This window comes from Microvirga sp. jy35, from assembly GCF_056148915.1.
Map to the genome: position 1 here is coordinate 19,318 of NZ_JBWBEW010000014.1, position 24,893 is coordinate 44,210.

The following is a 24,893-nucleotide window of genomic DNA, read 5'->3' on the forward strand; positions in this document are numbered from 1 at the left end:
CCGGTCAGCAGGAACTCCTCGCTTAATCTGGCCGTGATTCAAGCCAAACAAGAGGAGCGCCGCGGGTGGATTTCGGGCCGGATCGCTGGCGTCTTTACAGGCTTAGCCTTCGTGAGGCAGGCCGCGCCATGCGCGAGAGCACGGCCTGGAGCCTGTCCAGGCTCTCCAGCGCGCCCGTGCCCACGCGGCTGCTCTTCGCGCCCCAGGACCTGCGAACGGCCGATCCCACCATCGCGACCGACATCTATTCCGGCTTCTTCGCCTTCTCCGGCCGCGCCATCACCACCGGCGGGCGCTCGCCCTTCGCGTTCAACCCACCGAGCCGCGCCTGGGGCGAGGCGCTCTACGGCTTCGGCTGGCTGCGCCACCTGCGCGCCGCCGGCACGGCGCTCGCCCAGGCCAATGCCCGCTCCCTGGTGGACGAATTCGTCACCTCCAAGCTCGGCGACAAGCGGATCGCCTGCAGCACGGAGATCACGGCGCGCCGGCTCATGTCGTTCATCAGCCAGTCGCCGCTGATCCTGGAAGGGGCCGACCATGCCTTCTACCAGCGTTTCCTGCGGGTCATCGGTCAGCATGTGCGGACCCTCGAGCGGCAGATCCGCGCCGGCGCCCTGCCCTACCAGCAGCTCATGGCCGGGATCGCGCTCTGCTATGCGGGCCTGTGCTGCGAAGGGCTCGACCGCACCCTGCGCCGCGCCAGCCGTCTGCTCACCCGCGAGCTCGACCGGCAGATCCTGGCCGACGGGGGCCATGCAAGCCGCAACCCGCGGATCGTCGTCGAACTCCTGTTCGATCTTCTGCCCCTGCGCCAGATGTTCGCCAGCCGCGAGGTCGACACCCCCGAGGCGCTCCTGCGCTCCGTGGACCGGATGCTGCCGATGGTGCGCCTGTTCCGGCACGGGGACGGCACGCTCTCGCATTTCAACGGCATGGGCGTGACGGCGGCCGATCATCTCGCGACGCTGCTCACCTATGACGACATGCGCAGCCAGCCGATCCATCACGCGCCGCTTTCGGGCTACGAGCGGCTGGAGGCCGGGCGCACGCTGCTCGTGGCCGATGTGGGCGCGCCGCCGCCGCGGCCCCTGTCCCAGGAAGCATGCGCGGGCTGCCTGTCCTTCGAGTTTTCGAGCGCCGCGCAGCGCATCGTGGTCAATTGCGGCATGCCGCAGATCGCTACTGATCCGATCATCCAGGCCTCGCGCTCGACTGCGGCCCATTCCACCGCCTCCATCAACGACATCTCCTCCTGCCAGATCGTCGACAAGAAGGGGAACTGGCTCCTGCGCCGGATGTCGGCCTGGCTCCTGCGCCGGATCGGCCCGGTCATCCTCAGCGGCCCGGAGCGGGTGGCGGCGGAGCGCAGCGAGCGCGAGCACGTGCAGATGCTCTCCGCCAGCCACGACGGCTACAAGGCGCGCTTCGGCATCACCCACGAGCGGCGCTGGCAGCTCGCGCCCAAGGGCAACGTGCTGGAAGGCGAGGATAATTTCTGGAGCGAGGGCGGCAATACGGGCACGGCCCAGGCCATCATCCGCTTCCATCTCGCGCCCGGCATCAAGGCGAGCCGCGCGCAAGGCGGCCGCGTGGTGATGCTGGTTCTGCCGAACCGGGAGGCCTGGCAGTTCTCGGCGGCGCCTGTCGAAGCGGACATCGAGGACAGCGTGTTCCTCGCCACCGCCGACGGCCTGCGCCGCACGGAGCAGATCGTGCTGACGGTTCGCCCGAGCGAGATCCCGACGATCCGCTGGCGCTTCGAGCGCCTGGCCCGCAGCTTCGACCCGAGCCAGCCGCAGGAGCAGGCGGAGCTGATCTGAGACTCCGGCTTAATCGCTCGCCTCTGGCGGCAAGAAGTCCACATCGTGCTCGGCGGAAAGCTGCAGCACACGCGGGATGTCGTTCAGATCGTGCAAGGCATCGAACAGGGACTCCAGCTTGCCTGCGGGAGAAACCCAGAACAGCGCTCGTGCCGGTGCATCCGACTTGTTGAAATAGCCGTGCGGGACACCCATTGGCATGCGCACGAGGTCGCCTGCCTTCGCCTTGCTCCACACGCCGTCGAGCTTCAGATCGAGCTCGCCTTCGAGCACCAGGATGAACTCGTCCTGGAGAGGATGGATATGAACGGGCACATGCTGCCCCGGATCGCTGTTGGTCTCAAAAGCAAAGGTCGACCCGCAGGAAGCCTTCGGGAAATAGCGCTGGCCCAGGATGTTCCAGGACTTGCCCTGGTATCCTTCGCCGGCCCGCGTGATGCCCTTCTCAAGATTGTTCATGCCCATCCTCCGCGGTCGCTGTGCATCCGGTTCCTGAGACAGCATGGCTGGATCCCGTCGCAGCGGGCAAATGGGCATAGGAGGTAAAGCCTGACTCGGGTGACGCCACCGGCACACTTCATGCCTTGAGGACTCAACGTTGATAAGGTTTTCATCCTCCGCAGCCGGTTTCCATCCCTCGCCTGCCGTGTTATCGCGCCCGCATCTTTTTCCTTCAATGGAGCGGCCGCCATGCCGAGCGACCTGAAGCACGTCACCCGTGCTCTGCTTTCCGTATCCGACAAGACAGGTCTCGTGGACTTCGCCCGGGCGCTCGTCGAGCGCGGCATCGAGCTGGTCTCCACCGACGGCACGCATAAGGCTCTCAGCGAGGCGGGCCTGCCCGTGAAGGACGTGAGCGAGCTCACGAGTTTCCCCGAAATGATGGACGGGCGCGTGAAGACGCTGCACCCGGCCGTTCATGGCGGCCTCCTGGCGATCCGCTCCAATCCGGAGCATCAGGCGGCGATGCTGGCGCACGGCATCCAGGCCATCGACCTGCTGGTGGTGAACCTCTACCCGTTCGAGGCCACGGTGGCGGCGGGCAAGCCGTACGACGACTGCATCGAGAACATCGACATCGGCGGCCCGGCGATGATCCGCGCGGCGGCCAAGAACCACGGCGACGTGGCCGTGGTGGTGGACGGCGCCGATTACGCGGCCGTTCTCGACGATCTGGCGCAGTACGACGGCTCGGTGACGCTCACCCTGCGCCGAAAGCTGGCGCAAAAGGCCTATTCCCGCACGGCCGCCTACGATGCGGCGATCTCCAACTGGTTCGCGAACGAGCTTGGTGACGCCACCCCGCCGTTCCGGGCCCTCGGCGGCGCGATTGCGGAAGTGATGCGCTACGGCGAGAACCCGCACCAGAGCGCCGCCTTCTACCGCACGTCGGAAAACCGCCCCGGCGTCGCCACGGCCCGTCAGGTGCAGGGCAAGCAGCTCTCCTACAACAACATCAACGACACGGATGCGGCCTATGAGGCCGTGGCGGAATTCAACCCTGAGCGCTCCGCCGCCATCGTGATCGTCAAGCACGCCAATCCGTGCGGCGTGGCGGAAGGCGCCAGTCTCCGCGAGGCCTATGAGAAGGCGCTTCGCTGCGATCCTGTCTCGGCTTTCGGCGGCATCGTGGCCATGAACCGTACGCTCGATGCGGAGGCCGCCAAGGCGATCACCGAAATCTTCACCGAGGTGATCATCGCCCCCGATGCCAGCGAGGACGCCATTGCCATCGTGGCCGCCAAGAAGAACCTGCGCCTGCTGCTCGCCGGTTCCCTGCCCGATCCGCGCGCACCGGGCCTGACCCTGCGCACGGTCGCCGGCGGTTTCCTGGCGCAGAACCGGGACAACGCGGTGGTCGACACCATGGACCTGAAGGTGGTGACGAAGCGTTCGCCAACGGAGCGGGAGCTCGCCGACCTGCGCTTCGCCTTCCGGGTCGCCAAGCACGTGAAGTCGAACGCCATCGTCTATGCCCGGGACCTCGCCACGGTCGGCATCGGCGCCGGCCAGATGAGCCGCGTCGATTCCTCCCGCATCGCCGCCTGGAAGGCGGCGGAAGCCGCAAAGGCTGCCAACCTGCCGGAAACCCTCGCCAGGGGCTCGGTGGTGGCATCCGACGCCTTCTTCCCCTTCGCGGACGGCCTGCTGGCCGCAGCGGAGGCCGGCGCCACCGCGGTGATCCAGCCCGGCGGCTCCATGCGGGACGACGAGGTGATCAAGGCCGCCGACGAGGCGGGGCTGGCCATGGTGTTCACGGGACACCGGCATTTCCGGCATTGAATCTAGGATATAGACGTCATCCCGGGGCTGCAAAGCAGAACCCGGATCGCTGGACGAGAGTGGCGCGGGATCCCTCCCCACAAGGGGGAGGGAGACATTCGCTTGATCCTGCACGCGATCCCGGCTCGGCTGACGCCTTCCGAGATGACATTTCTCCTTCCCCTTACCATTTGAAGCGGAGCAGAAGGAGAGCCCCATGATCATCACCACCACGCCCACCATCGAAGGCCGCCGCATCGCGTCCTATCGCGGCATCGTCTCGGGCGAGGCGATTCTCGGCGCCAACGTGTTCCGCGACTTCTTTGCCTCCATCCGCGATGTGGTGGGCGGGCGCGCGGGTTCCTATGAGCGCGTGCTGCGCGACGGGCGCGACACCGCCCTGCAGGAGATGATCGAGGAGGCGCAGCGTCTCGGCGCACACGCCATCGTCGGCGTCCATCTCGATTACGGAGCGCTCGGCAAGAACGAAGGCATGATGATGGTGTCGGTCAGCGGCACGGCGGTGACGCTGGAGTGATTCACCACTGTCATTCCGGGGCCGCGCAGCGGAGCCCGGAATCCATAGCCGCTGACAATGCAGAAAGATGCGCGACGCCGTACGACCTATCTTGAGACGTCGTGTTTATGGATTCCGGGCTCGGCCTATGGCCGCCCCGGAATGACAATGGAGGGTGTCACACCCGCCTCACGCCGCCGAGCAGCCAAAAGCCCACGAGCAGGAACAGGATCAGCACCGCGGGTCCCGCTGCCTGCGTCTGGAAGATCGCGGTGGCAACGGCGACTGCGAGCGGCGCCAGGAACGACGTAACCTTGCCTGAGAGCGCCAGCAGGCCGAAATAGCGCCCTGCCTCCTGCGCCGGCACCAGGCGCGCGAGCAGGCTGCGCGACGAGGCCTGGAGCGGGCCGGCGACGGAGCCGATGACGAGGCCGAGCAGCACGAACACCTTCTCGGGCGCGGAGCCGTAGAGGCCGTCATCGGGCGTCGGCGGCGCGGTCGGCACCACGAAGAAGATGTAGTCGCGTCCGAGGGACAAGATGCCGACGCAGACGAGCGCCAGGATGACGATCGCCCCGAGGATGACGGGCTTGGCCCCGATGCGGTCGTCGAGGCGCCCGCCGATCAGCGCCCCGATGGTGCCGGTGATGCTGAGCATGATGCCGAACAATCCGAGCTCGATGGCCTGCCAGCCGAACACCCCGGCGCCGTAGATGCCCCCGAAGGCGAAGAGCGCTACCAGGGCATCCTGATAGACCATGTTGGCGAGCAGAAAGCGCCCGACGCTCGGGTGGCGCCGCGCATCCGCGATGGTGTTTTTCACCTGCGCGAGACCTTTGTGCGCCGCTTGCCCAAGGCTCACGCCCGACCGGGGCACGTCGGGCGTGACGAGAAAGAGCGGCAGCACGAAGACGAGGAACCACAGGGCCGAGAACGGCCCCGTGACGCGGTCGCCCTCGCGCGTGGCCGGGTCGAGACCGAAGAGCGGATCGAGGCCGAAGACCGTCTTCATGGACGTGGGATCCGCGGCGAGAAAGCCCAGCACGATCACCAGCGACACGAGCCCGCCGCAATAGCCCATCGCCCAACCGGTGCCCGAGAGGCGCCCGTAGCGCTCCGGCGGCACGAGGTGCGGGATCATGGCGTTGTTGAACACCGCCGCCACTTCCACGGCGACCGTCCCGAAGGCGAAGGCGATTAATGCAATGGGAATGGCATAGGGCTGCCCAGGCGCGGCGTACCACAGCGCGAGGGACGCGATGACCAGCACGAGGCCGCAAGATGCGATCCATGGCTTCTTCGGCCCCGTGGCATCGGCGATGGAGCCGAGCAGCGGCGAGAGAAAAGCGAGCACGAGCCCGGCCGCCGCCGTCGCATAGCCCCAGAGGCTCTGTCCGCTCACCGGATCGGGCGCCAGCGCCGAGGCGAAATAGGGCGCGAACACGAAGGTGGTGACCAGGGTGAAGAAGGGCTGGCACGCCCAGTCGAACAGGAGCCAGCCCAGGATCGCCGGACGCGAGGCCTTTTGTGAGGGAGCGGGGGTGTTGGTGTGTGTCACTGGATTTTGCTGTCCACCTTGGCGCTCCCATTCCCCTGTCATCACCGGCCTTGTGCCGGTGATCCCGATGCGAAAAGCGCCGCGTTTCACAGCATCGGGATGGCCGGGACGAGCCCGGCTATGACGTGGAAAGGTTCAGTGTCATTCCCGGCCGGAGCGTAGCGCAGGAGAAGGGAATCCACCCGCACGCTCGGCACCATGGATCCCCTTCCCGCACTTCGTGCGCCGGGGATGACACTGCACCGATACTGTACCCTCCCCGACAAGGGGGAGGGCTCGTGGAGGCTCACGTCGTCCGCGCAAGGTCGCCGAGGAGGCTTGCCGCAACGGTGATCTTCGACAGGGTCAGGCCCGACGAGACGATGCCGTCGACCGCGCTCCGGATGCGGTTGACGTCCGCGCCGCGCTTCTCGCTCCAGGCGCGCACCGCCTCGACGCCGGACATGTCCTGGGAGGACACCTCGGCGGTCAGACCGCGATGGGCATAGGCGATGCTGTCGACGGCGCGATCCAGCGCCAGGCGATCGAAATAGTCGCTGACGCTGATCTCCTGCGCGGCGCCGATGAGCGCACCCAGACTGAAGGAAGCCTCCAGGGCAAAGTGGGTGCAGGCGATCTCGGCCACCGGCTTGTCCGTCTTCTGCGCCGTCTGCACGATGTCGGGCGCCGCCACGAGATCGGGCAGCGACGCGATGCGCCGGGCCAGCTCCTCGGGAACGCCCTCGTCCACCAGCGCCCGCGTGCGCGCCTCCCACGCCGTCTTGGCTTCGGGCGAGAGCGCATCGCCGAGGCTCTGCTCGACTTCTGCGATCCCGGCCCGGTAGGTGCCGATGATCTGGTCGAGGGAATGGTTGGCGAAATCCACGTTGCGGATGAACCAGACGATCCGGTTCATGAGCAGGTCCTGCAACTCGCCGTAAAGGCGCAGCTGCACCCGGCCCGGCACGATGCCGTCGAGGGCATCGATGGCGAGGTTCATCTCGGTGAGATTGAAGGAATCGCGGGTCGCCGCATAGGCCGCCGCGATGGTCGGCGCATCCGCGCCGGTCTGATCCACGAGGCGGGCCACCATGGTCGCGCCGCCGCGGTTGATGATGGCGTTGGCGAGCTGCGTGGCGATGATCTCGCGCCGCAGACGGTGGCTTGCGATCGCATCGGGGAAGCGCTCGCGCATCTCGGCCGGGAAGTAGCGCTCGAGCTCCTTGCCGAGATACGGATCGTCCGGCACGGGGCTCTCCAGCAGCGCATCGTGCAGGGAGAGCTTGGCGTAAGCCAGCAGCACCGCGAGCTCCGGCCGCGTCAGCGCTTCGCCGCGGCGGGCGCGCTCGGCAAGCGTCGAGTCGTCGGGCAGGTATTCCACCGCACGGTTGAGGCGGCCTTGCGCCTCCAGCATGTGCATGAGCCGGCGGGCGAAGCCGAGATCGGCCAGCCCCCGCTGCTCGGAGAGCGACAGCGCCAGGGTCTGCAGGTAGTTGTTGCGCAGGACAAGGGCTGCGACATCCTCGGTCATGTCCGCGAGCAGCACGTTGCGCTGCTCGTCCGAGAGGCGCCCGTCCCGCTCCGGCGTGGTCAGGGCGATCTTGATGTTCACCTCCACGTCGGAGGTGTTCACGCCCGCCGAGTTGTCGATGGCATCCGTGTTGAGGCGCACGCCCTTCTGGGCCGCCTCGATGCGCCCGCGCTGGGTCATGCCCAGATTGGCGCCCTCGCCGATCACCTTGGCGCGCACGTCCGGTCCGGTGATGCGGATCGCATCGTTGGCGCGGTCGCCCACCTGCTCGTCAGTCTCGGTTGATGCACGCACATAGGTGCCGATGCCGCCGAACCAGAGCAGGTCGACACGGGCTTTCAGGATGGCGTTCATCACCTCCGCAGGCGTGGCCTCCGGCTTGTCGAGGTCGAGGAGCGCGCGCACCTCGGCCGAGAGCGGGATCGATTTCGCACTGCGCGAGAACACGCCGCCGCCTGCCGAGATCAGCGCCTTGTCGTAATCCTGCCAGCTGGATCTGGCTAAGTTGAACAGGCGCTCGCGCTCCAGATAAGTCGCCTCCGGATCCGGGTTCGGATCGAGGAAGATGTCGCGGTGGTCGAAGGCCGCCACGAGCTTGAGGGCGCGCGACAGCAGCATGCCGTTGCCGAACACGTCGCCCGACATGTCGCCCACGCCCGCCACCGTCACCGGCGTGCTCTGGATGTCGATGTCGATCTCGCGGAAGTGGCGCTTCACCGCCTCCCAGGCGCCGCGGGCGGTGATGCCCATCTTCTTGTGGTCGTAGCCCTGGCTGCCGCCGGACGCGAAGGCGTCGCCGAGCCAGTGGCCCTTCTCGATGGAGAGCGCGTTCGCCGTGTCGGAGAAGGTGGCCGTGCCCTTGTCGGCCGCGACTACGAGGTAGGGATCGTCGCCGTCGTGGCGCACCGTATCCACAGGGGGGACGATGCTGTCGCCCACGATGTTGTCGGTGAGCTGCAGCATGGTGCGCACGAAGATGCGGTAGCTCTCGGTGCCCTCCGCGAGCCAGGCCTGCCGGTCGCTTGCCGGCGGCAGGAGCTTGGGCACGAAGCCGCCCTTGGCGCCCACCGGCACGATGACGGCGTTCTTGACCTGCTGCGCCTTGACGAGGCCCAGCACCTCGGTGCGGAAATCCTGCGGCCGGTCGGACCAGCGAAGTCCCCCGCGCGCCACCTTGCCGAAGCGCAGGTGCACGCCTTCCACCCGCGGAGAATAGACGAAGATCTCGTAGAGAGGCCGGGGCAGCGGCAGACCCTCCACCTTGGCGCATTCGAACTTGAACGCGATGGTCTGGCGCGGCAGGCCGTTGTCCTCGAGCTGGAAGAAGTTGGTGCGGGTCGCGGCGGCGATCAGGTTGATGAAGCGGCGCAGGATCCGGTCGTCGTCGAGGCTCGTGACCCCTTTCAGCTGCTCCTCGATCCGCTCGCGGATCACAGCCTCGGCGCCCGCGCGGCCCTGCTCGTGGCGGGGGTCGAAGCGGGCATAGAACAGCTTCACGAGATCACCCGCGATCGCGCCGTGGCGCGCCAGCGTTCCGGCGATGTAGTCCTGCGAGTAGGTGACCTGGATCTGGCGCAGGTAGCGGCCGAAGGCCCGGATCATGGCCACGTCGCGCCAGCCGAGGCCGGCCTCGAGCACGAGGCGGTTGTAGCCGTCCGATTCCGCAAGGCCGCGGAAGAGGGCGAGCAGCGCCGCCTCGATCAGTGCCTGGATCTCGTCGATCCGGATCGTGCCGCCCGCGGCGCGCTCCAGGGTCATGTCGTGGAGCCACACCCGGTCGGAGCCCATAAACGCCACGCGATAGGTTCGCTCGTTCACCACGCGGAAGCCGAGATTTTCCAACAGCGGCACCCGATCCGACAGGGGCATCGACTGGTTGAGCGAGAACACCTTCAGGTTCACGCGGGTCTCGCCGTCGCCCTCGCGGCGGTAGAGATCCACCGCGCGGGGGCGCGCCTCCGAGAGCTGCTCCAGCAGGCTGATGTCCTGGATCACCTGCTCGGCCCCGAAGGCCTCCCGATAGGCGGCGCTGAAGGCCTCGCCGTAGCGGGTTGCGAGCGCCCGCGCCCGTGCGCCGCCGACGCTGGCGTCGAGCGCATCGCGCAGGGCATCGCTCCAGGTGCGCACGATGGCGGAGATGCCCTTCTCAAGGGTCTCGCGGGCGACCTGCGGGGTCTGCCCCTCGTCGCGGCCGATGATGTAATGGGTGCGCGCGAGCGGGCCTTCCGGGTAGGACGGATAAGAGGCTGAGACGCGCCCCTCGTAGATGCCGGCGAGGAACTGGCCGATGCGCAAGCGGGCCTGCGTGTCGTAGCGGTCCTTGGGCACGAAGACGAGAACCGACACGAAGCGGTCGAACTCGTCGGCCCGCGACAGCACCCGCACCCGCGGGCGCTCCGACAGGTTCATGATGTCGATGGCGAAGTGGTAGAGCGTGTCCTCGTCGATCTGGAACAGCTCGTCGCGCGGATAGTTCTCGAGCACGTTGAGAAGCGCGCGACCGGCATAGCTCGACGGATCGAAGCCCGCGCGGGACGTGACCTTCGCCACCTTGTGGCGCAGATACGGCACCTCGCCGGTGGTGTTGGTGTAGGCGCTCGCGGTGAACAGGCCGACGATGCGGAGTTCCCCCTGCAGATGGCCGTTCCCGTCGAAGAGCTTCACGCCGATATAGTCGAGATGCGCCCGGCGGTGGACGCGGGACTTCACGTTCGCCTTGGTGATGATGAGCGCCTGCGGACGCGCCAGGAAGGCGCGGATTTCCGGCGACATGGAAACCAGATCGCGGCCGCGGCGCAGCACGCGCACGCTTGGATCCCGCAGGAGGCCAAGGCCCGAGCCTTCCACCGGATCGGCCGCGGTGTCGCCGGACGGCAGGCGGTATTCGCGAAGACCCAGGAAGGTGAAATTGTCCCGTGCGATCCAGTCGAGGAAGGCAATCGCCTCTTTCACCTCGTCGTCCGGCAGCGGCGGAGGGTTGAGGCGGTAGTTGTGCACGATCTCGGTGACGCGCGCGCGCATGCCCGGCCAGTCGTGCACCGCCAGCGACACGTCGCCGTGGACCCGCCGCATGGCCTCGATGAGCCCTGAGCGGGTGTCGGAATCGTCGATGCGGGGCAGATGGATATGGATGAAGCTTTCGCGCTTCACCCCGAGCCGCAGGGCCGCCGTGGCCTCGCCCACGAGGCGCACGAGAGCGCCGCCGGAATCCCGCTCCACGGCCAGGATCGGATGGGCCACGAGAAGCGGGTCGTAGCCCTGGTCGACGATCTCGGCCAGGGTCGAATCGAGCAGGAAGGGCATGTTGTCGTTGACGATCTCGAGCACCGTCACATCCTGCCGCCGGCCGTCGCGCTCGACCTCCACGTCGAGGAGGCGGACATCCGCGCCCTCCATGGTGCGGGAGGCCTTGAGATGCTCGAAGGCTTCCGCTGCGAGATCCGCCAGGGATTGAGGCGAGTAGAAGGCGAGATCCTCGGACGGCACCCGCCCGTACAAGTCGCGCACGAAGGTGGGAGGGGTGGCCTTGTGTCCGGCTTCCAGCACGGCGACGGCTTCCGCCGTCAACTCGCTTCCGCTGGTCGGTGTATCCAGCTTCATGCGCGCATCCTCTGATTGTCGTTGTTGCGGGAGCGTTGCCACAGAGCGGCAGGCTTCGCAAGGACAGCCTGCAGGAGCGCGCTGCGTAGAGTTAAGTTCTTGCTGCGCACGAACACTTCATGCTGCCTGGGCCTCCTGAGACGAAAGATTCGTATCGCCCCATTCCTTCATGGCCATGAGCACCGGCTCGAGGCTCCGCCCGCGGATCGACAGGGAGTATTCGACTCGGGGCGGCACCTGGGCATAGACCGTGCGGACGATGAGCCCGTCGGCCTCCAGTTCGCGCAGCTGATGGGTGAGCATGCGCTGCGTGACGTTGGGGATGAGCCGGCGCAGCTCGTTGAAGCGCAGGGTCCCGCGCAGGAGCTTGTAGAGAACGATGATCTTCCATCTGCCGTCGATGAGGCTGAGCGTGCGTTCGACGGCGCATCCCTGGACCCCCGGAACCTTCCTAGACACCCTCGGCATCACGGTATCCTTTTTGACACTATGGGCTGTTTATGTGCGTTCTTGCGATCTCAAACCCTATGCTCAACTATGGCTCTACAGCATCGGACCCAAAAGTGGAATGCACTTTTGGGATCCATCCGATGCTCAACTTTTGGAAATGCGCATCGTGTGGACCGGAAAACCGGGTACACTTTTCCGCACGATGCGCGAACAGGAGACAAGCCATGCGAGCCGTCGGCTATCAGCAATCTCTTCCCATCGACCAGGATTCCTCCCTCATCGACGTCGACCTGCCCCGCCCCGAGCCTGGCCCGCGGGACCTTCTCGTGGAGATCAAGGCGGTGTCCCTGAACCCGGTCGACACCAAGGTCCGCATGCGGGCCCAACCGGAGGCGGGCGGCGTGAAGGTGCTGGGCTATGACGCCGCCGGCATAGTGCGCGGAGTGGGCGCGGAGGTCTCGCTCTTCAAGGAGGGGGACGAGGTGTTCTATGCCGGTGCCATCACCCGGCCCGGCACCAATGCGGAATTCCACATCGTTGACGAGCGGCTCGTGGGTGCAAAGCCCACATCCCTGGGCTTCGAGGAGGCAGCCGCCCTGCCGCTGACGACGCTCACTGCCTGGGAGACCCTGTTCGACCGGCTGGAGGTGAAGCGTCCGGTCAAGGGGGCGGCCAACGCGATCCTGATCGTGGGCGGTGCAGGCGGCGTGGGCTCCATCGCCATCCAGCTTGCCCGCCATCTCACGGATCTCGCCGTGATCGCCACCGCGTCTCGTCCTGAAACGCAGGCCTGGGTCGGGGAGCTCGGAGCCCATCACGTAATCGATCACAGCCAGCCGATCGCCGCGCAGGTGGAAGCTCTCGGCATCGGCGCACCGGCGTTTGTTTTTTCGATCACCCATACGGACACGCATTTTCCGGAGATCGCCAAGACGATCGCGCCTCAGGGACGCTTCGCGCTCATCGACGACCCGAAGGCGCCCCTCGACATCAGCCTGCTGAAGGGCAAGAGCGTGTCGATTCACTGGGAATCCATGTTCACCCGCTCGACCTTCCAGACCGCCGACATGGAGCGGCAGCACGAGATCCTGAACGAGGCTTCGCGCCTGGTCGATGCGGGGACGATCAGGACGACGCTGTCCGATGTGATCGGCCCGATCAATGCGTCGAATCTCAAGCAGGCGCACGCGCTCATCGAGAGCGGCCGCACGCGCGGCAAGATCGTGTTGTCGGGGTTCTGAGGATATTCCGATCCTCTTGCCGTCATCACCGGCCTTGTGCCGGTGATCCCGCTTCAAGACGCTCTCACCTCATCCTGAGGAGGTCGCTTAAGCGACCGTCTCACGGCTGCTCCTCAGGATGAGGGCCGTATTCCCTGATGTGTGGACGGCTGTGGCAGAGAGGGAGGATGAACTCTTGCGTCACTCGTCAGCGACAAAAAGAAAAGGCTGCCTCGTGAGGCAGCCTTGTGTCTCGACGTGGCCCGGCTCTCCTAACGACCCGGAGGGCTGGGGGGCTGACGTATCCAAGCCGTTCGATGAGCCGGGCCGTCGAGGCAACTTGAGTATTTACGGGGCTCAGTGAGGCTCCAATTCGGCGCCAATGAGGCAGGAATAAGATTTGCAAAGGAAGCGGTGATTCATTGTGTCGTCACGGGTTGATCCGGTAGTCGCCTAAGCCCATCATCTGGATGTGTTGACCAGTCGTGGGAGGCGTCATGAGCGAAGGTGACATCGGAGAGCCGCTGCGCGGCGGCTCGAACCAGGGCACGGCCCACATCGTGCCCTTCCCCGCCGCGCCGAAACAGGTGTCCTTCGACCGCTCGGAGTTGCAGGCCATTCTCAACCTCTACGGCCGCATGGTGGCAGCCGGCGAATGGCGCGATTACGCGATCGACTTCATGCCGGACAAAGCCGTCTTCTCCATCTTCCGCCGCACGTCGGAAATGCCCCTCTACCGCATCGAGAAGGACCCGAAGCTCGCCAAGAAGCAGGGCGCGTATGCGGTCATCGTCTCGACGGGCCTGATCCTCAAGCGCGGGCACGAACTCGAGCGCGTGCTGCGCGTGCTCGACAAGCCCAAGGTGGTGTCGAACTAGAGCATCGGACCCCAGAGTGGATCTGCATTCCTAGGACTGATCCGACGCTCAATCCCTCGCGCGGTGCCGATCCACAGCCTGAGGCAGGGTCAACAGCCAGAGGCTCGATGCGATGATGCCCAGGGCCCCGGTCCAGAGCACGGCCCGGATGCCGATCCAATCCGCCGCGAACCCGGCCGTCAGGGCCGCGATGAGGCCGAGGCCGCCGGTCAGGAGATGGACCGTGCCGGCCTCTCGCCCGCGTAAGGAATCCGGCGTCACCGTCTGGCGTAGGACGGTGGCGTTGGTGGAGAAAGCCACCCAGAGACCATCGCCGAACAGCTGACCGATGCACAGGGCGCCAGCCGCCAGCCAGAGAGGACCCTGCGCCAAGGGAATGAAGCAGGTTACGAAGCCGTAGGCCAGCAATGCGCCGATGAGAACCCTGCGGACGGGGAAGCGCCGCCCGGCCCAGGCTGCCAGCCGCGCTCCGACCAAGCCGCTGATGCCGCCGAGCGCCACGATGAACCCGAGAATGCCCGGCTGAATGCCGAGATCACGGACCGCATACAGAACGTAAAGCGGCGCGAAGAGGCTCAGGAAGAAGGTGAGTGTGGCAAGGCACAGGGTCATTGGCCTGAGCACCGGATGCCCGAAGACGAAGCGCAGGCCCTCCCGTGTCTCGCGCCACAGGTCCGGCGCATGCTCGCCTGTGACGAGCGGCGGCTCCGGCCGTTTGATGGAGGCGAGCAGCACGGCCGACCAGAGATAGGACAGGGCATCGAACAGGATGGCGAACGGCGCCGTCAGGGTCTGGATCGCGACACCGGCGAGGGCCGGGCCGGCGATCTCCGCAAGTGCGTCGGTGGTGGCGAGTTTCGCGTTGCCGTCCAGAAGCTGATCCTTCTCCACGACGGTGGGCAGATAGGCGTTGTCGGCGGTCTGGAAGACCATGGAGAACAGGGCCACGGCCGTGGCGACGACTATCACCTGGCCGATGGTGATGGCAGAGAACCACGCCATGACCGGCAGGGTCAGCAGCACCGCGGCACGCAGCAGATCGGCCATGATGAGCACGCGCCGCCGCCGTGTCCGATCGATCCACGCGCCCACGAAGGGGCTCAGAAGCACGCCCGGCAGCATACTCAGCGCCACGAGAACACCGAGATCTGTCGCCGAGGCATCAAGGGTGAGCGCCGCGATGATCGGCAGCCCCTCCCGGGTGAATCGCGTGCCGATGGCGGACAGGGTCTGGGCGCCCCACAGGCGCATGAAATCCGGGTTCTGCCACAGACCGTCCTTCGGTCTGCGCATCATGGTCGTGAGCATCGGCGCGTCTCAGGCAACAGGACGGGTCGGCGGCTCGGTCATGCCGCGCCCGAGAGGGCGCTGCATGAGCACGGTGGAGAGCCAGCGTCCATGCTTGTAGCCGATGCCCTTGATGATGCCCGCAGGCTCAAAGCCGAGGCTCCTGTGCAGGCCGATGGAGCCGTGCGAATCCTCATCGCCGACGACCGCCACCATGAGCCGGAAATCCAGGGCCTCGCACTGCTCGATCAACGCTACCAGAAGCGCGCGCCCGACGCCCTGCCCCTGCGCGGACGGAGCAACGTAGACCGAATCCTCCACCGTGGAGCGGTACGCAGGCCGGGTGCGGTAGGCGCCCGCATAGGCATAGCCCAGGATGTCGCCATTCATTTCTGCGACGAGATAGGGATAGCCGCCCTCAAGGATGGCTTCACGGCGCCGCGCCATCTCGACTTCCGAAGGCGGCTCGAGTTCGAAGGAGGCGGTGCCATGGGTCACCGCATGGGCGTAGATCGCCGTGATGGCCGAGATATCGGTTTCGCGAGAAGGGCGGATGACGAGGCTCATGACTCCGTCGTAGCGCCACGCTTCGTCCCGTGCAACGGACAACAAAAAGCCCCGGCTTTTCGGCCGGGGCTTTCGAAGGAGCGTCTGCTCGGTTCCAGCTTACTCGTTGCGGTTGCCCACGAGAGCCAGCAGGAACTGGAACATGTTGATGAAGTCCAGGTACAGCGTCAGGGCGCCGAACACGGAGACCTTGGCGGCGGCTTCCTGGTCGAAGTTGCCGTAAAGGTACATCTCCTTCAGCTTCTGCGTGTCGTAGGCGGTGAGGCCTGCGAAGATCAGCACGCCGATCACCGAGATGCCGAACTGCAGCATGCTCGAGGCCACGAAGATGTTCACGATCGAGGCCAGGATCAGGCCGACGAGGCCCATCATCAGGAACGAGCCCATGCCCGACAGGCTGCGGTTCGTGGTGTAGCCCCAGAGCGACAGCGAACCGAAGGCCGCCGCCGTGATGAAGAACACCTGCACGACGCTCGCGCCGGTATAGCGGATGAGAAGCGTCGAGAGCGAAGCACCCATCACCGCCGCAAAGGCGAAGAAGGTCGTGCGAGCAGTCGCAGCCGACATCCGGTCCATCCGGAACGAGAAGAAGAAGATGAAGGCCAGAGGCGCCAGCGCCACAACCCACATCAGGGGCGAGCCATACAGGGTCGCGCCGAACTGGGTCAGGCCAACACCACCCATCCGGGCAACCGCTTGCGACGGATCGCTCGTGGTGGCCAGCATGTTGATGCCGAGCGCGACCAGGGCCGAGATGGCTAGGCCCAGGACCATGTTGTTGTAGACGCCGAGCATGAAGGCGCGCAGGCCCTGGTCGACCTGAGCTGCCGTCCGGGCAAAGCCGGTGCCATAGGCGTTTTGGTTTTGCTCATACGGTTGCATCGGAGTCCTTTCTCGCGGTGTCCCGTTGTTCCCTCGAAAGGCTGGGGTCAGCCCTCGGTCGCCGCTTTTCGGGCGACAGATGGAATATGAGATGTCGGTCCATTTTCCGCAAGGGGCAAGGTCAAGCTTCAATTCTTCGTGAAGCAAGAAAAATGAAGAGCAGAGTTGATGCTGCTCCTCACAAAGCTTTTGGCGTTTCCTTATAACGCGACGGGGCCCGCGACCCTTAAAGGTTTCTCAAATACTGCGCCGGCTTTTGACTTAGGATTCGCCAGGTTCCCACCAGCCCTAATCCGACGCTCACCAGAACGGCCAAGGCAGAAGCCAGGATCGCGCCCGACAAGTCTAAGGTAAAGCTTAGGTTCATGACGCGCTCGACGATGAGATAGGCGGCGAGAGAGCCTGCCAGCAGCCCGAATACGGCTGTCGCCAAGCCCAGGAGCCCGTATTCGAGGGCATAGGCCGACAGCAGCCGGGCCCGGGTGGCGCCCAGGGTCTTGAGCACCACCGCATCGTAGAGCCGCGCCCGGTGGCCGGCCGCCAGGGCGCCTGCGAGCACCAGGAGGCTGGCGATCAGCGCGATGGAGCTTGCGCCGCGAATCGCCATGACGAGCTGCGAGACCACGTCGTTCACCGCCTCCAGGGCATCCTTCACCCGCACGCTCGTGACCATGGGATAGGCCTGGGCTGAGCTGCGCAGAATGCGGGCGTCGAGGGCCTCGTCGGAGCCGTTCGGGAAAGTGACGGTGGCCAGATGCGTGTGCGGCGCGCCCGCGAAGGCGTTGGGCGAGAACACCATGACGAAGTTGATGCCCATGGAGCGCCATTCCACCTCGCGCAGATTGGTGATGGTGGCGCTGATGTTGCGCCCGAGCACGTTGACGGTGATCTCGTCGCCGATCTTCAAGCCTAAGCCCTCGGCGATCTTCCGGTCGAAGGAGACCAGCGGCTTGCCGCGGTAATCCTCCGGCCACCATTCGCCCTGCACGATCTTCGAGCCCTCCGGCGGCACCTTGGCATAGGTGATGCCGCGGTCGCCCGAGAGCACCCAGGATATGTCTTCGCTGGCCTTGATCTCGGCCACCGGACGACCGCCCAGGGTGACGAGACGGCCGCGCATCATGGGCACGCGCTCGATCTGCGCATCGCCAGATTGCTGTTTCAGGAAGCCCTCGAAGGCATCGGCCTGCTGGTTCGGGATATCGAGGAAGAAGAAGCTGGGGGCCCGCTGCGGCAGGCTCTGCGTCAGCTGGCGCGTCAGGTTGGTGTCGATGAGCGCGAGCGTGACCAGAAGCGTAATGCCGAGGCCCAGCGACAGCACCAGGGACGGGGTGAGCGCCCCGGGCCGGTGGATGTTGGCGAGCGCCAATCTTGGCGCCGTCCTGCGGGGGCGCGGCAGGCGGCGGGCGAGCGCCATGATCCCGAGGGCGACGACGCGCAGCAACGCGAAGGATCCCGCCGCGGCGGCGACGAACATCAGGGCAACCCGCCGGTCATAGGCTGCCAGCACCGACAGCCCGACGAGCGCCGCGACGGAGAGCGCGAGCGCCGTCACGTAGCGCTTGCGCGGCCAGCGCCGCTCCGGATCGATCTGGTCGCGGAACAGGCCGGAGACCGGCACGTCATGGGCTCTGCCTAGGGGCGCGATGGCGAAGACGAGGGCGGTGAGCACCCCGTAGAGCAGCGCGATGCCGAGCTCGCTCCAGGCGAGCGTCGGCTGGATGGGGATCGGCAGGAGATGGCCGAACAGTCCCGTGATCACGAACGGCAGGGCTGCCCCGAAGGCCAGCCCGATGCCGATGCCCACGATGGCGATCAGCATCACCTGGGTGAGATAGAGCATCACCACCTGCCCGCCCGGGGCGCCGAGGCTCTTGAGTGTGGCGATGGAGGCGCGCTTGCGGTCGACGAAGCCGCGTACCGCGTTGGCCACGCCGACGCCGCCCACGAGCAGCGCCGTGAGGCCGACCAGCGTGAGGAACTGGGTGAAGCGCTCGATATTGCGGGCAAAGCGCGGATCGGCATTGAGCCGGGTGCGGATGTTCCAGCCGGCCTCCGGCAGGACGCGGTTCGCCTCCGCCTCGATCCGGGTCAGCCCCGCCTCGGTCGATTGCTCCGGCGGCAGGATGAGTCGGTAGGTCCAGCGCACGAGGCTGCCGGGCTGCACGAGGCCGGTGGCGGCCAAGGCCTCCTGCGAGAGCAGGAGCCGCGGCCCGAACCCGATGCCGTCGGCGATCTTGTCGGGCTCGGACATGAGACGCGCCCGCAGCTCCACGTTGGCAGCACCCACTGTCACCCGGTCGCCAACCTTGAGGTCGAGGCGCGCGAGCAGCGCCGAATCGACCGCCGCCCCGAAGGCGCCATCGCGCTCGGCGAAGAGTTCGGCGGGGGGCAACTGCGGATCGGTCTCGAGGGCGCCGACGGTGGGATAGCCCGCATCGACCGCCTTCATCTCGACGAGGCCGGAGCCCTTGTCGCCGGCAATGGCCATGGCCCGCATGGAGGCGATCACGTTGACCCGGCCGTTTGCCTCCAGGAAGGCGCGCTCGGGCGCTCCCGCCTCGCGCTGGATCAGGGAGAAGGCCATGTCGCCGCCGAGAATCCGCCGTCCCTCCCGGGAGATGCCCTCCGTGAGGGACCGGGACAGGGACGAGACGCTCGCGATCGCCGCGACGCCGAGGGCGATGCAGGCGAGGAAGATGCCGAAGCCTTTGAGCCCCGCGCGCAGCTCGCGGAAGGCCAAGCGCAGCAGAAGCGGCAGCCGGGATGGGGAAGAGCGCCGCTGCGGCGTGGCCGGAAGGGTGCCGTGCATGTGCTTGTCCTTATGCCACGGCGGAGGCGGCGTCGGCCTCCAGCTGGCCCGAGCGCAGGCGCACCATGCGGTCGCAGAGGCGGGCGAGGTTGAGATCGTGGGTCACGAGCACCAGGGTCGCACCCCGGTCGCGCTTGAGGGCGAAGAGCAGGTCGATGATGGACCCGCCCGTGTTCTCGTCGAGATTGCCGGTGGGCTCGTCCGCCACGAGGATCGCCGGGTTGGGCACGATGGCGCGGGCGATCGCCACGCGCTGCTGCTCGCCGCCGGAGAGCTGCGCCGGATAGTGATGCAGGCGAGATCCCAGGCCCACGGCCTGCAATTCCGCCTCGGCGCGCTCGAAGGCGTCGTCCTCGCCAGCGAGCTCCAGGGGAAGCGCGACGTTTTCCAGCGCCGTCATGGTAGGCACGAGATGGAAGGACTGGAACACGATGCCGATGCGGCGGCCGCGAAACCGCGCCAGCGCATCCTCGTCGAGGCCCGAGAGATCGGTGCCGTCGACGATCACTTTTCCGGAATCAGGTCGCTCAAGTCCTGCCATGGTCATGAGCAGGGTCGACTTGCCGGAGCCCGAGGGACCGACGAGCCCCACCGCCTCGCCTCTGGGGATATCGAGGGAAATCCCCTTGAGAATATGCACCCGCGCGGCCCCGCGCCCGAGGCTCAAATCGACATCGTGCAGCGCGATGGCCTTGTCCTGCATGCCCATTCACCCGATCTGTTGGAAACTTGAAACGACCCCGGTTCTAGTCCGGCACATATGGGAAGCCTATCGATGAAGCGCCATTCCGGCCCATTCATGACGATCATATTTGCGTGTGCGGCCGCCTTCGCGGCCATGATCGCCCCACTTCCGGCCGCTCACGCGCAAGGCGCACCAATCCGCCTCGTCGCCCTGGGCGACAGCCTCATGGCCGGCTACGGCCTGCCGCAGGAGGCGGCTTTCCCGGTGGTGCTGGAGCGGGCGCTCAAGGCCCGGGGCCACAAGGTTGAGGTCTCCAATGCGGGCGTGTCCGGCGACACCTCCTCCGGCGGCCTCGACCGGCTCGACTGGTCCGTGCCCGACGGCACCGACGGGGTGATCCTTGAGCTCGGCGCCAACGACATGCTGCGCGGGCTCGACCCGGCGCTCACCCGGAGGAACCTCGAGACCATCGTGCAGCGGCTCAAAGCCCGCAATATCCCGGTGATGCTCGCGGGCATGTATGCCTCGCGCAATCTCGGACCGGACTACGTGCAGAAGTTCGACAGCCTCTATCCGGAGATTGCGAAGAGGCACGACCTTGTGCTCTATCCCTTTTTTCTGGACGGAGTCGCCGGCGAGCGGTCCCTCAACCTTCCCGACGGCATGCACCCGACGGCCAAGGGCGTGGAGACCGTCGTCCAGCGCATCCTGCCCAGCGTCGAGAGCTTTCTCGCCCGCATTGCCCAGCGCTGATCGCCGTCAGCGTCCCCTTCTTGCCTGAACGCGGCGGATCACACTGTCGCGAGGAGCTTAAGCCTATGGAATATCGCCGCCTCGGCCGCACGGACCTCAATGTCAGCCTCATCTGCCTCGGCACCATGACCTGGGGCCAGCAGAACACGGAAGCCGAGGGCCATGAGCAGATGGATTATGCCCTCGATCAGGGCGTCAACTTCTTCGACACCGCCGAGCTCTACTCGATTCCGCCCAAGCCCGAGACCCAAGGCTCCACGGAGCGGATCATCGGCTCCTGGTTCAAGTCCCGCGGGGCCCGCGACAAGGTGATCCTCGCCTCCAAGGTGGTGGGGCGGTCCGACAGCACCTGGTACCGGGATGACGGCTCGAAGGCCGAGCTGTCGCGAGTCCAGATCGAGGAGGCGGTGAACAAGAGCCTCAAGCGACTCCAGACCGACTATATCGACCTCTACCAGATCCACTGGCCCGACCGCCCGATGCCCTGGGGCTCAAACCCGACGGTCTTCCGCCACCAGGAGGGTCCGTCGCACCCCATCGCCGAGACGGTCGAGATCATGACCGACCTGGTGAAGGCCGGAAAGATCCGCCATTTCGGCCTCTCCAACGAGAGCGCCTGGGGCACCATGACCTTCCTCAAGCGCGCGGACGCCAAGGGTCTGGCGCGGGTGCAGTCGGTGCAGAACGCCTACAACCTCCTCAACCGCACCTACGAGGTGGCTCTGGCCGAGGTGACGATGCACGAGAACGTGAGCCTGCTCGCCTATTCGCCGCTGGCGCAAGGCTATCTCACGGGCAAGTACCTCGACGGCGCCCGCCCGCCGGGAACCCGCACGACCCTGTTCGGGCGCGGTCAGCGCTACGAGAACTCCACTGCCGAGGCGGCGATCCGCAAATACATTGCGCTTGCCGGGGGGCACGGCCTCGACCCGGCCCAGATGGCGCTCGCCTTCGTCAACTCGCGCCCCTTCGTGACGTCGAACATCATCGGCGCCACCTCCATGGAGCAGCTGAAGACGGACATCGGATCGGTCAGCGTGACGATCACGCCGGAGCTGGAGAAGCGCATCGACGCCATCCACGTCGAGCACTGCAATCCGTGTCCGTAGCAACCGCAGCGTCATGCCGGACGGCGTGAGCCGATCCGGGGGATCGGGTGGAGGATGGAACGCGGGCTTCCCTCCCCACAAGGGGGAGGGAAGCCAGTTGAGCCACACTCCTCACGCGATCTCGGGTTCTGCTGCGCAGCCCTGGGACGACCTCTAAAAGGCGATCGGAACAAACCCCGCCACCAATCGTCTGAGTTGCCATCAGCAAGCCCTGGGAGGTGCCGCATGCCACGTCTGTTCACCGGCATCGAGATTCCATCCGAGATTGCCCTGGCCCTGTCGAGCTTTCGCGGCGGACTTCCCGGCGCGCGCTGGGTCGAGCCCGAGAACTACCACATCACCCTGCGCTTCATCGGCGATGTCGACGAGCGCATGGCCGATGACGTCTGTTCGGTTCTCGGCGAGAGGCGCCAGCGTGCTCCGCTCACCCTCACCATCGACGGGCTCGACAGCTTTGGCGGCTCAAAGCCCCGCGCGGTCTTTGCCCGCACCTCCGGCAACGGCGAGCTGGTCGAGCTGCAGGCGGAGCAAGAACGGCTCCTGCGCCAGGTCGGCCTTGCTCCCGAAACGCGCAAGTTCACCCCGCATATCACCCTGGCGCGCCTGAAGCAGGTCTCCCCGGTCGACGTCGCGCATTACATTGCGACCCACGGCCGCTTTCCGAAGCTCACCTTCACGGCCCACCGGTTCGTGCTCTACTCGTCCCGCGCCTCCGTCGGCGGCGGCCCCTACGTCATCGAGGCTGCCTATCCCTTGAGCTAGGCCTCGACGTTTCGAGGGAAGGGCGTTACAGCCGCGACCATGGCTTCGCTCATCTTCATCACCCATCCGGAAGTGGTCATCGACCCGGATCAGCCCATCACGGAATGGCCCCTGAACGCCATCGGGCGCGCCCGCATGGAGCGGTTCGCGGATCTGCTCGCAGATCGGAACGTCACGGGCGTTTACGCGAGCGCCGAGCGGAAGGCGCGGGACGGCGCGGCCATCGTGGCGGAGCGCCTTGGTCTGTCCTGCCGGATGCGCGAGGATCTCGGCGAGAACGACCGCTCGTCCACGGGCTTCATCGCCTCGCCGGAATTCTGGGAGGTGGTGCGCGAGTTCTTCGGCCGCCCGCACGAGAGCATCCGCGGCTGGGAGCGCGCCATCGACGCGCAGACGCGCATCGTGGCGGCCGTGAACCGGATCCTGCGCGAGGAGGCGACTTCCGGCGACATCGTCATCGTGTCCCACGGCGCCGTCGGATGCCTGCTCACCGCCCATCTCCAGACGGTGGAGATCGGCCGGGAGAGCCGCCCGCAGCATCCCGGCGGCGGCTGCTTCATCGTCATCGACCGGAACTCGTTCACGCTGACGCAGGACTGGCGTGCCATCGAGGATGGATTTGCGGCTTGAGAGGGCATCGGGATCTCCCGTGTCATTCCCGGAGGGACGCGTCAGCGGAGGGGAAGGGAATCCATAGCGTCATGCGTGTGAGTGGATCCCCTTCCCGCCCTGACGGCCGCCGGGGATGACACTGTCGCGTTTCGCACTTGCATCCTGCCCGCTGTGCGAATAGCCCCTTCCTCACGACGCGCAGGACCGAAACGACACCATGATCCGCACCCGCATCGCGCCATTGGCGCCGGGCATCGCCCTCTGTGCGGCGATTGCGCTTGCGGCTGTCGGGCTGCAATGGATCGAGGAGCACTGGACCGGCCGGCCCTGGCTCGAGGCCCTCGTCATCGCAATTCTGCTCGGCACCTGCCTGCGCACCCTCTGGAATCCCGACCAGCGCTGGACGCCCGGTATAGGATTTTCGGCCAAGACCCTGCTCGAGACCGCCGTGATGCTGCTGGGGGCCTCGATCAGCTTCCAGGCCGTGCTCGATGCGGGTCTTGGGCTCATCCTGGGCATTGCGGCCGTCGTGACCCTGGCGCTCGGCGCCGGCTACACCCTCGGCCGGTTGCTCGGCCTGCCGAAGCGCATGGCGGTGCTGGTCGCCTGCGGCAACGCGATCTGCGGCAACTCGGCGATCGCGGCGGTTGCGCCGGTGATCGGCGCGAAGCCCGCGGATGTAGCCTCCTCCATCGCCTTCACGGCCATTCTCGGCGTGATCGTCGTGCTCGCCCTGCCCCTGCTGGTGCCGCTCATCGGCCTGTCGATGACGCAGTACGGCGTGCTCGCGGGGCTGACCGTCTATGCGGTGCCGCAGGTGCTCGCCGCTACGGTGCCGGTTGGCCTCCTCAGCACGCAGATCGGCACCCTCGTGAAGCTCGTGCGCGTGCTGATGCTGGGTCCGGTGGTGATCGGGCTTTCGATCATCGCGGGCCAACAGGCGGAAGGGCCAAAACCGTGGCTCGCCTTCAGCCGGCTCGTGCCCTGGTTCATCATTGGATTCTTAGGCCTCGCGCTGCTGCGCTCGCTCGGCGCCATCCCCGAAGCGCTCCTGCAGATCGTGATGCCGGCCGCAACGCTTCTCACGGTGATCTCGATGGCGGCCCTGGGGCTGGGCGTGGATCTCAAGGTGCTGAGCAAGGTCGGCGGGCGGGTGACGCTTGCGGTCACGCTCTCGCTCCTCGTGCTGATCGCGATCAGCCTGGGGCTCATTCACCTGCTAGCCATTCCCTGAGCCCCCCTTGAAACTGTGCCGTGCCGCTTCATCACTAGGAGACTTCTTTTCTCAAGGTGAAGCCGGATCATGCCCCGATTGTCCGATAGTGATCGCCAGGAACTCCTGCCCGCCCTCGACGGCTGGGCGATGGTCGAGGGCCGCGATGCGATCACCAAGCGCTTCGTGTTCGACGATTTCAGCCAGGCCTTCGGCTGGATGACCCGGGTGGCGCTCGCGGCCGAGGCCATGAACCATCATCCCGAATGGTCCAACACCTACAACAGGGTCGAGGTCACGCTGGCGACCCACGATGCCAAGGGCCTCACGCGCCGCGACGTCGAGCTGGCCCAGCGCATGGACCAGATGGCCGCCGGACTGACGAAGAGATAGGCC

20 protein-coding genes are annotated in these 24,893 nt (G+C 66.5%); 11 read left to right on the top strand and 9 right to left on the bottom strand.

Annotation, left to right across the window (positions count from 1 at the left end; genetic code table 11):
- Nucleotides 1-65: 65 nt before the first annotated feature.
- Nucleotides 66-1,820, top strand: a complete 1,755-nt coding sequence (locus tag AC0QTX_RS13050) for a heparinase II/III family protein (RefSeq protein WP_474604257.1) — start codon at nucleotides 66-68, stop codon at nucleotides 1,818-1,820.
- A 9-nt stretch (nucleotides 1,821-1,829) separates the two neighbouring features.
- Here AC0QTX_RS13050 and AC0QTX_RS13055 read toward each other — a convergent pair whose 3' ends face one another.
- Entirely contained in the window at nucleotides 1,830-2,279 is a 450-nt protein-coding gene (locus AC0QTX_RS13055; RefSeq protein WP_474604258.1) for a cupin domain-containing protein, read from the bottom strand.
- Between the two features lie 231 nt (nucleotides 2,280-2,510).
- Here AC0QTX_RS13055 and purH point away from each other — a divergent pair, with 231 nt between their 5' ends.
- Nucleotides 2,511-4,103, top strand: a complete 1,593-nt coding sequence (gene purH, locus AC0QTX_RS13060) for a bifunctional phosphoribosylaminoimidazolecarboxamide formyltransferase/IMP cyclohydrolase (protein WP_474604259.1) — start codon at nucleotides 2,511-2,513, stop codon at nucleotides 4,101-4,103.
- Between the two features lie 196 nt (nucleotides 4,104-4,299).
- Entirely contained in the window at nucleotides 4,300-4,620 is a 321-nt protein-coding gene (locus AC0QTX_RS13065; protein WP_036346496.1) for a heavy metal-binding domain-containing protein, read from the top strand.
- 157 nt (nucleotides 4,621-4,777) lie between these two features.
- On the opposite strand, the gene AC0QTX_RS13070 is transcribed toward AC0QTX_RS13065, so the two are convergent.
- From AC0QTX_RS13070 to AC0QTX_RS13080, 3 genes are all read right to left on the bottom strand, one after another.
- On the bottom strand, nucleotides 4,778-6,157 hold the full coding sequence (locus AC0QTX_RS13070; protein ID WP_474604260.1) for an MFS transporter: 1,380 nt from the start codon (nucleotides 6,155-6,157) through the stop codon (nucleotides 4,778-4,780).
- Between the two features lie 286 nt (nucleotides 6,158-6,443).
- The gene (locus tag AC0QTX_RS13075) at nucleotides 6,444-11,267 is read right to left on the bottom strand and encodes an NAD-glutamate dehydrogenase (RefSeq protein WP_474604261.1); all 4,824 of its coding nucleotides are present in this window, start codon (nucleotides 11,265-11,267) and stop codon (nucleotides 6,444-6,446) included.
- A 117-nt stretch (nucleotides 11,268-11,384) separates the two neighbouring features.
- Complete coding sequence (locus AC0QTX_RS13080; RefSeq protein ID WP_474604262.1) at nucleotides 11,385-11,735, bottom strand: winged helix-turn-helix transcriptional regulator; 351 nt, start codon at nucleotides 11,733-11,735, stop codon at nucleotides 11,385-11,387.
- Nucleotides 11,736-11,941: 206 nt separating this feature from the next.
- On the opposite strand from AC0QTX_RS13080, the gene AC0QTX_RS13085 reads away from it, so the two are divergent.
- Nucleotides 11,942-12,958: a zinc-binding alcohol dehydrogenase family protein gene (locus AC0QTX_RS13085; RefSeq protein ID WP_474604263.1), complete on the top strand. Its 1,017-nt coding sequence runs from the start codon at nucleotides 11,942-11,944 to the stop codon at nucleotides 12,956-12,958.
- A 476-nt stretch (nucleotides 12,959-13,434) separates the two neighbouring features.
- Nucleotides 13,435-13,815, top strand: coding sequence for a DUF2794 domain-containing protein (locus tag AC0QTX_RS13090; RefSeq protein ID WP_474604264.1), 381 nt, complete (start codon nucleotides 13,435-13,437; stop codon nucleotides 13,813-13,815).
- Between the two features lie 48 nt (nucleotides 13,816-13,863).
- Here the strand turns inward: AC0QTX_RS13090 and AC0QTX_RS13095 are convergent, their stop codons facing one another.
- The 5 genes from AC0QTX_RS13095 to AC0QTX_RS13115 all read right to left on the bottom strand — a co-directional run bounded on the left by AC0QTX_RS13095 (nucleotide 13,864) and on the right by AC0QTX_RS13115 (nucleotide 20,072).
- Nucleotides 13,864-15,123, bottom strand: coding sequence for an MFS transporter (locus AC0QTX_RS13095; protein WP_474604265.1), 1,260 nt, complete (start codon nucleotides 15,121-15,123; stop codon nucleotides 13,864-13,866).
- 9 nt (nucleotides 15,124-15,132) lie between these two features.
- Complete coding sequence (locus tag AC0QTX_RS13100) at nucleotides 15,133-15,669, bottom strand: N-acetyltransferase family protein (protein WP_474604367.1); 537 nt, start codon at nucleotides 15,667-15,669, stop codon at nucleotides 15,133-15,135.
- A gap of 99 nt (nucleotides 15,670-15,768) precedes the next feature.
- Complete coding sequence (locus AC0QTX_RS13105; RefSeq protein ID WP_474604266.1) at nucleotides 15,769-16,551, bottom strand: Bax inhibitor-1/YccA family protein; 783 nt, start codon at nucleotides 16,549-16,551, stop codon at nucleotides 15,769-15,771.
- 226 nt (nucleotides 16,552-16,777) lie between these two features.
- On the bottom strand, nucleotides 16,778-19,363 hold the full coding sequence (locus AC0QTX_RS13110; protein ID WP_474604267.1) for an ABC transporter permease: 2,586 nt from the start codon (nucleotides 19,361-19,363) through the stop codon (nucleotides 16,778-16,780).
- 10 nt (nucleotides 19,364-19,373) lie between these two features.
- Nucleotides 19,374-20,072 carry an ABC transporter ATP-binding protein gene (locus tag AC0QTX_RS13115; RefSeq protein ID WP_474604268.1) on the bottom strand — a complete coding sequence of 233 codons (699 nt, stop codon included), beginning with the start codon at nucleotides 20,070-20,072 and terminating at the stop codon, nucleotides 19,374-19,376.
- A gap of 66 nt (nucleotides 20,073-20,138) precedes the next feature.
- On the opposite strand from AC0QTX_RS13115, the gene AC0QTX_RS13120 reads away from it, so the two are divergent.
- The 6 genes from AC0QTX_RS13120 (at nucleotide 20,139) to AC0QTX_RS13145 (ending at nucleotide 24,890) form a co-directional block, all read left to right on the top strand.
- The gene (locus AC0QTX_RS13120) at nucleotides 20,139-20,801 is read left to right on the top strand and encodes an arylesterase (protein WP_474604269.1); all 663 of its coding nucleotides are present in this window, start codon (nucleotides 20,139-20,141) and stop codon (nucleotides 20,799-20,801) included.
- Nucleotides 20,802-20,866: 65 nt separating this feature from the next.
- A complete protein-coding gene (locus tag AC0QTX_RS13125) occupies nucleotides 20,867-21,910 on the top strand; it encodes an aldo/keto reductase (protein WP_474604270.1) in 1,044 nt (347 codons plus the stop codon).
- A 225-nt stretch (nucleotides 21,911-22,135) separates the two neighbouring features.
- A complete protein-coding gene (thpR, locus tag AC0QTX_RS13130) occupies nucleotides 22,136-22,672 on the top strand; it encodes an RNA 2',3'-cyclic phosphodiesterase (protein ID WP_474604271.1) in 537 nt (178 codons plus the stop codon).
- Nucleotides 22,673-22,711: 39 nt separating this feature from the next.
- Nucleotides 22,712-23,302 (top strand): histidine phosphatase family protein, encoded by a 591-nt coding sequence (locus AC0QTX_RS13135; RefSeq protein WP_474604272.1) that lies wholly within the window; start codon nucleotides 22,712-22,714, stop codon nucleotides 23,300-23,302.
- A 199-nt stretch (nucleotides 23,303-23,501) separates the two neighbouring features.
- The gene (locus tag AC0QTX_RS13140; protein WP_474604273.1) at nucleotides 23,502-24,518 is read left to right on the top strand and encodes a YeiH family protein; all 1,017 of its coding nucleotides are present in this window, start codon (nucleotides 23,502-23,504) and stop codon (nucleotides 24,516-24,518) included.
- 69 nt (nucleotides 24,519-24,587) lie between these two features.
- Entirely contained in the window at nucleotides 24,588-24,890 is a 303-nt protein-coding gene (locus tag AC0QTX_RS13145; protein ID WP_474604274.1) for a 4a-hydroxytetrahydrobiopterin dehydratase, read from the top strand.
- Nucleotides 24,891-24,893: the final 3 nt, after the last annotated feature.

Coding starts and splice junctions, on each gene's coding strand:
- AC0QTX_RS13055 (WP_474604258.1), bottom strand. CDS start 2,279: ATGAACAATCTTGAGAAGGGCATCACGCGGGCCGGCGAAGGATACCAG.
- purH (WP_474604259.1), top strand. CDS start 2,511: ATGCCGAGCGACCTGAAGCACGTCACCCGTGCTCTGCTTTCCGTATCC.
- AC0QTX_RS13065 (WP_036346496.1), top strand. CDS start 4,300: ATGATCATCACCACCACGCCCACCATCGAAGGCCGCCGCATCGCGTCC.
- AC0QTX_RS13075 (WP_474604261.1), bottom strand. CDS start 11,267: ATGAAGCTGGATACACCGACCAGCGGAAGCGAGTTGACGGCGGAAGCC.
- AC0QTX_RS13080 (WP_474604262.1), bottom strand. CDS start 11,735: ATGCCGAGGGTGTCTAGGAAGGTTCCGGGGGTCCAGGGATGCGCCGTC.
- AC0QTX_RS13085 (WP_474604263.1), top strand. CDS start 11,942: ATGCGAGCCGTCGGCTATCAGCAATCTCTTCCCATCGACCAGGATTCC.
- AC0QTX_RS13090 (WP_474604264.1), top strand. CDS start 13,435: ATGAGCGAAGGTGACATCGGAGAGCCGCTGCGCGGCGGCTCGAACCAG.
- AC0QTX_RS13095 (WP_474604265.1), bottom strand. CDS start 15,123: ATGCTCACGACCATGATGCGCAGACCGAAGGACGGTCTGTGGCAGAAC.
- AC0QTX_RS13100 (WP_474604367.1), bottom strand. CDS start 15,669: ATGAGCCTCGTCATCCGCCCTTCTCGCGAAACCGATATCTCGGCCATC.
- AC0QTX_RS13105 (WP_474604266.1), bottom strand. CDS start 16,551: ATGCAACCGTATGAGCAAAACCAAAACGCCTATGGCACCGGCTTTGCC.
- AC0QTX_RS13110 (WP_474604267.1), bottom strand. CDS start 19,363: ATGCACGGCACCCTTCCGGCCACGCCGCAGCGGCGCTCTTCCCCATCC.
- AC0QTX_RS13115 (WP_474604268.1), bottom strand. CDS start 20,072: ATGGGCATGCAGGACAAGGCCATCGCGCTGCACGATGTCGATTTGAGC.
- AC0QTX_RS13120 (WP_474604269.1), top strand. CDS start 20,139: ATGAAGCGCCATTCCGGCCCATTCATGACGATCATATTTGCGTGTGCG.
- AC0QTX_RS13125 (WP_474604270.1), top strand. CDS start 20,867: ATGGAATATCGCCGCCTCGGCCGCACGGACCTCAATGTCAGCCTCATC.
- thpR (WP_474604271.1), top strand. CDS start 22,136: ATGCCACGTCTGTTCACCGGCATCGAGATTCCATCCGAGATTGCCCTG.
- AC0QTX_RS13135 (WP_474604272.1), top strand. CDS start 22,712: ATGGCTTCGCTCATCTTCATCACCCATCCGGAAGTGGTCATCGACCCG.
- AC0QTX_RS13140 (WP_474604273.1), top strand. CDS start 23,502: ATGATCCGCACCCGCATCGCGCCATTGGCGCCGGGCATCGCCCTCTGT.
- AC0QTX_RS13145 (WP_474604274.1), top strand. CDS start 24,588: ATGCCCCGATTGTCCGATAGTGATCGCCAGGAACTCCTGCCCGCCCTC.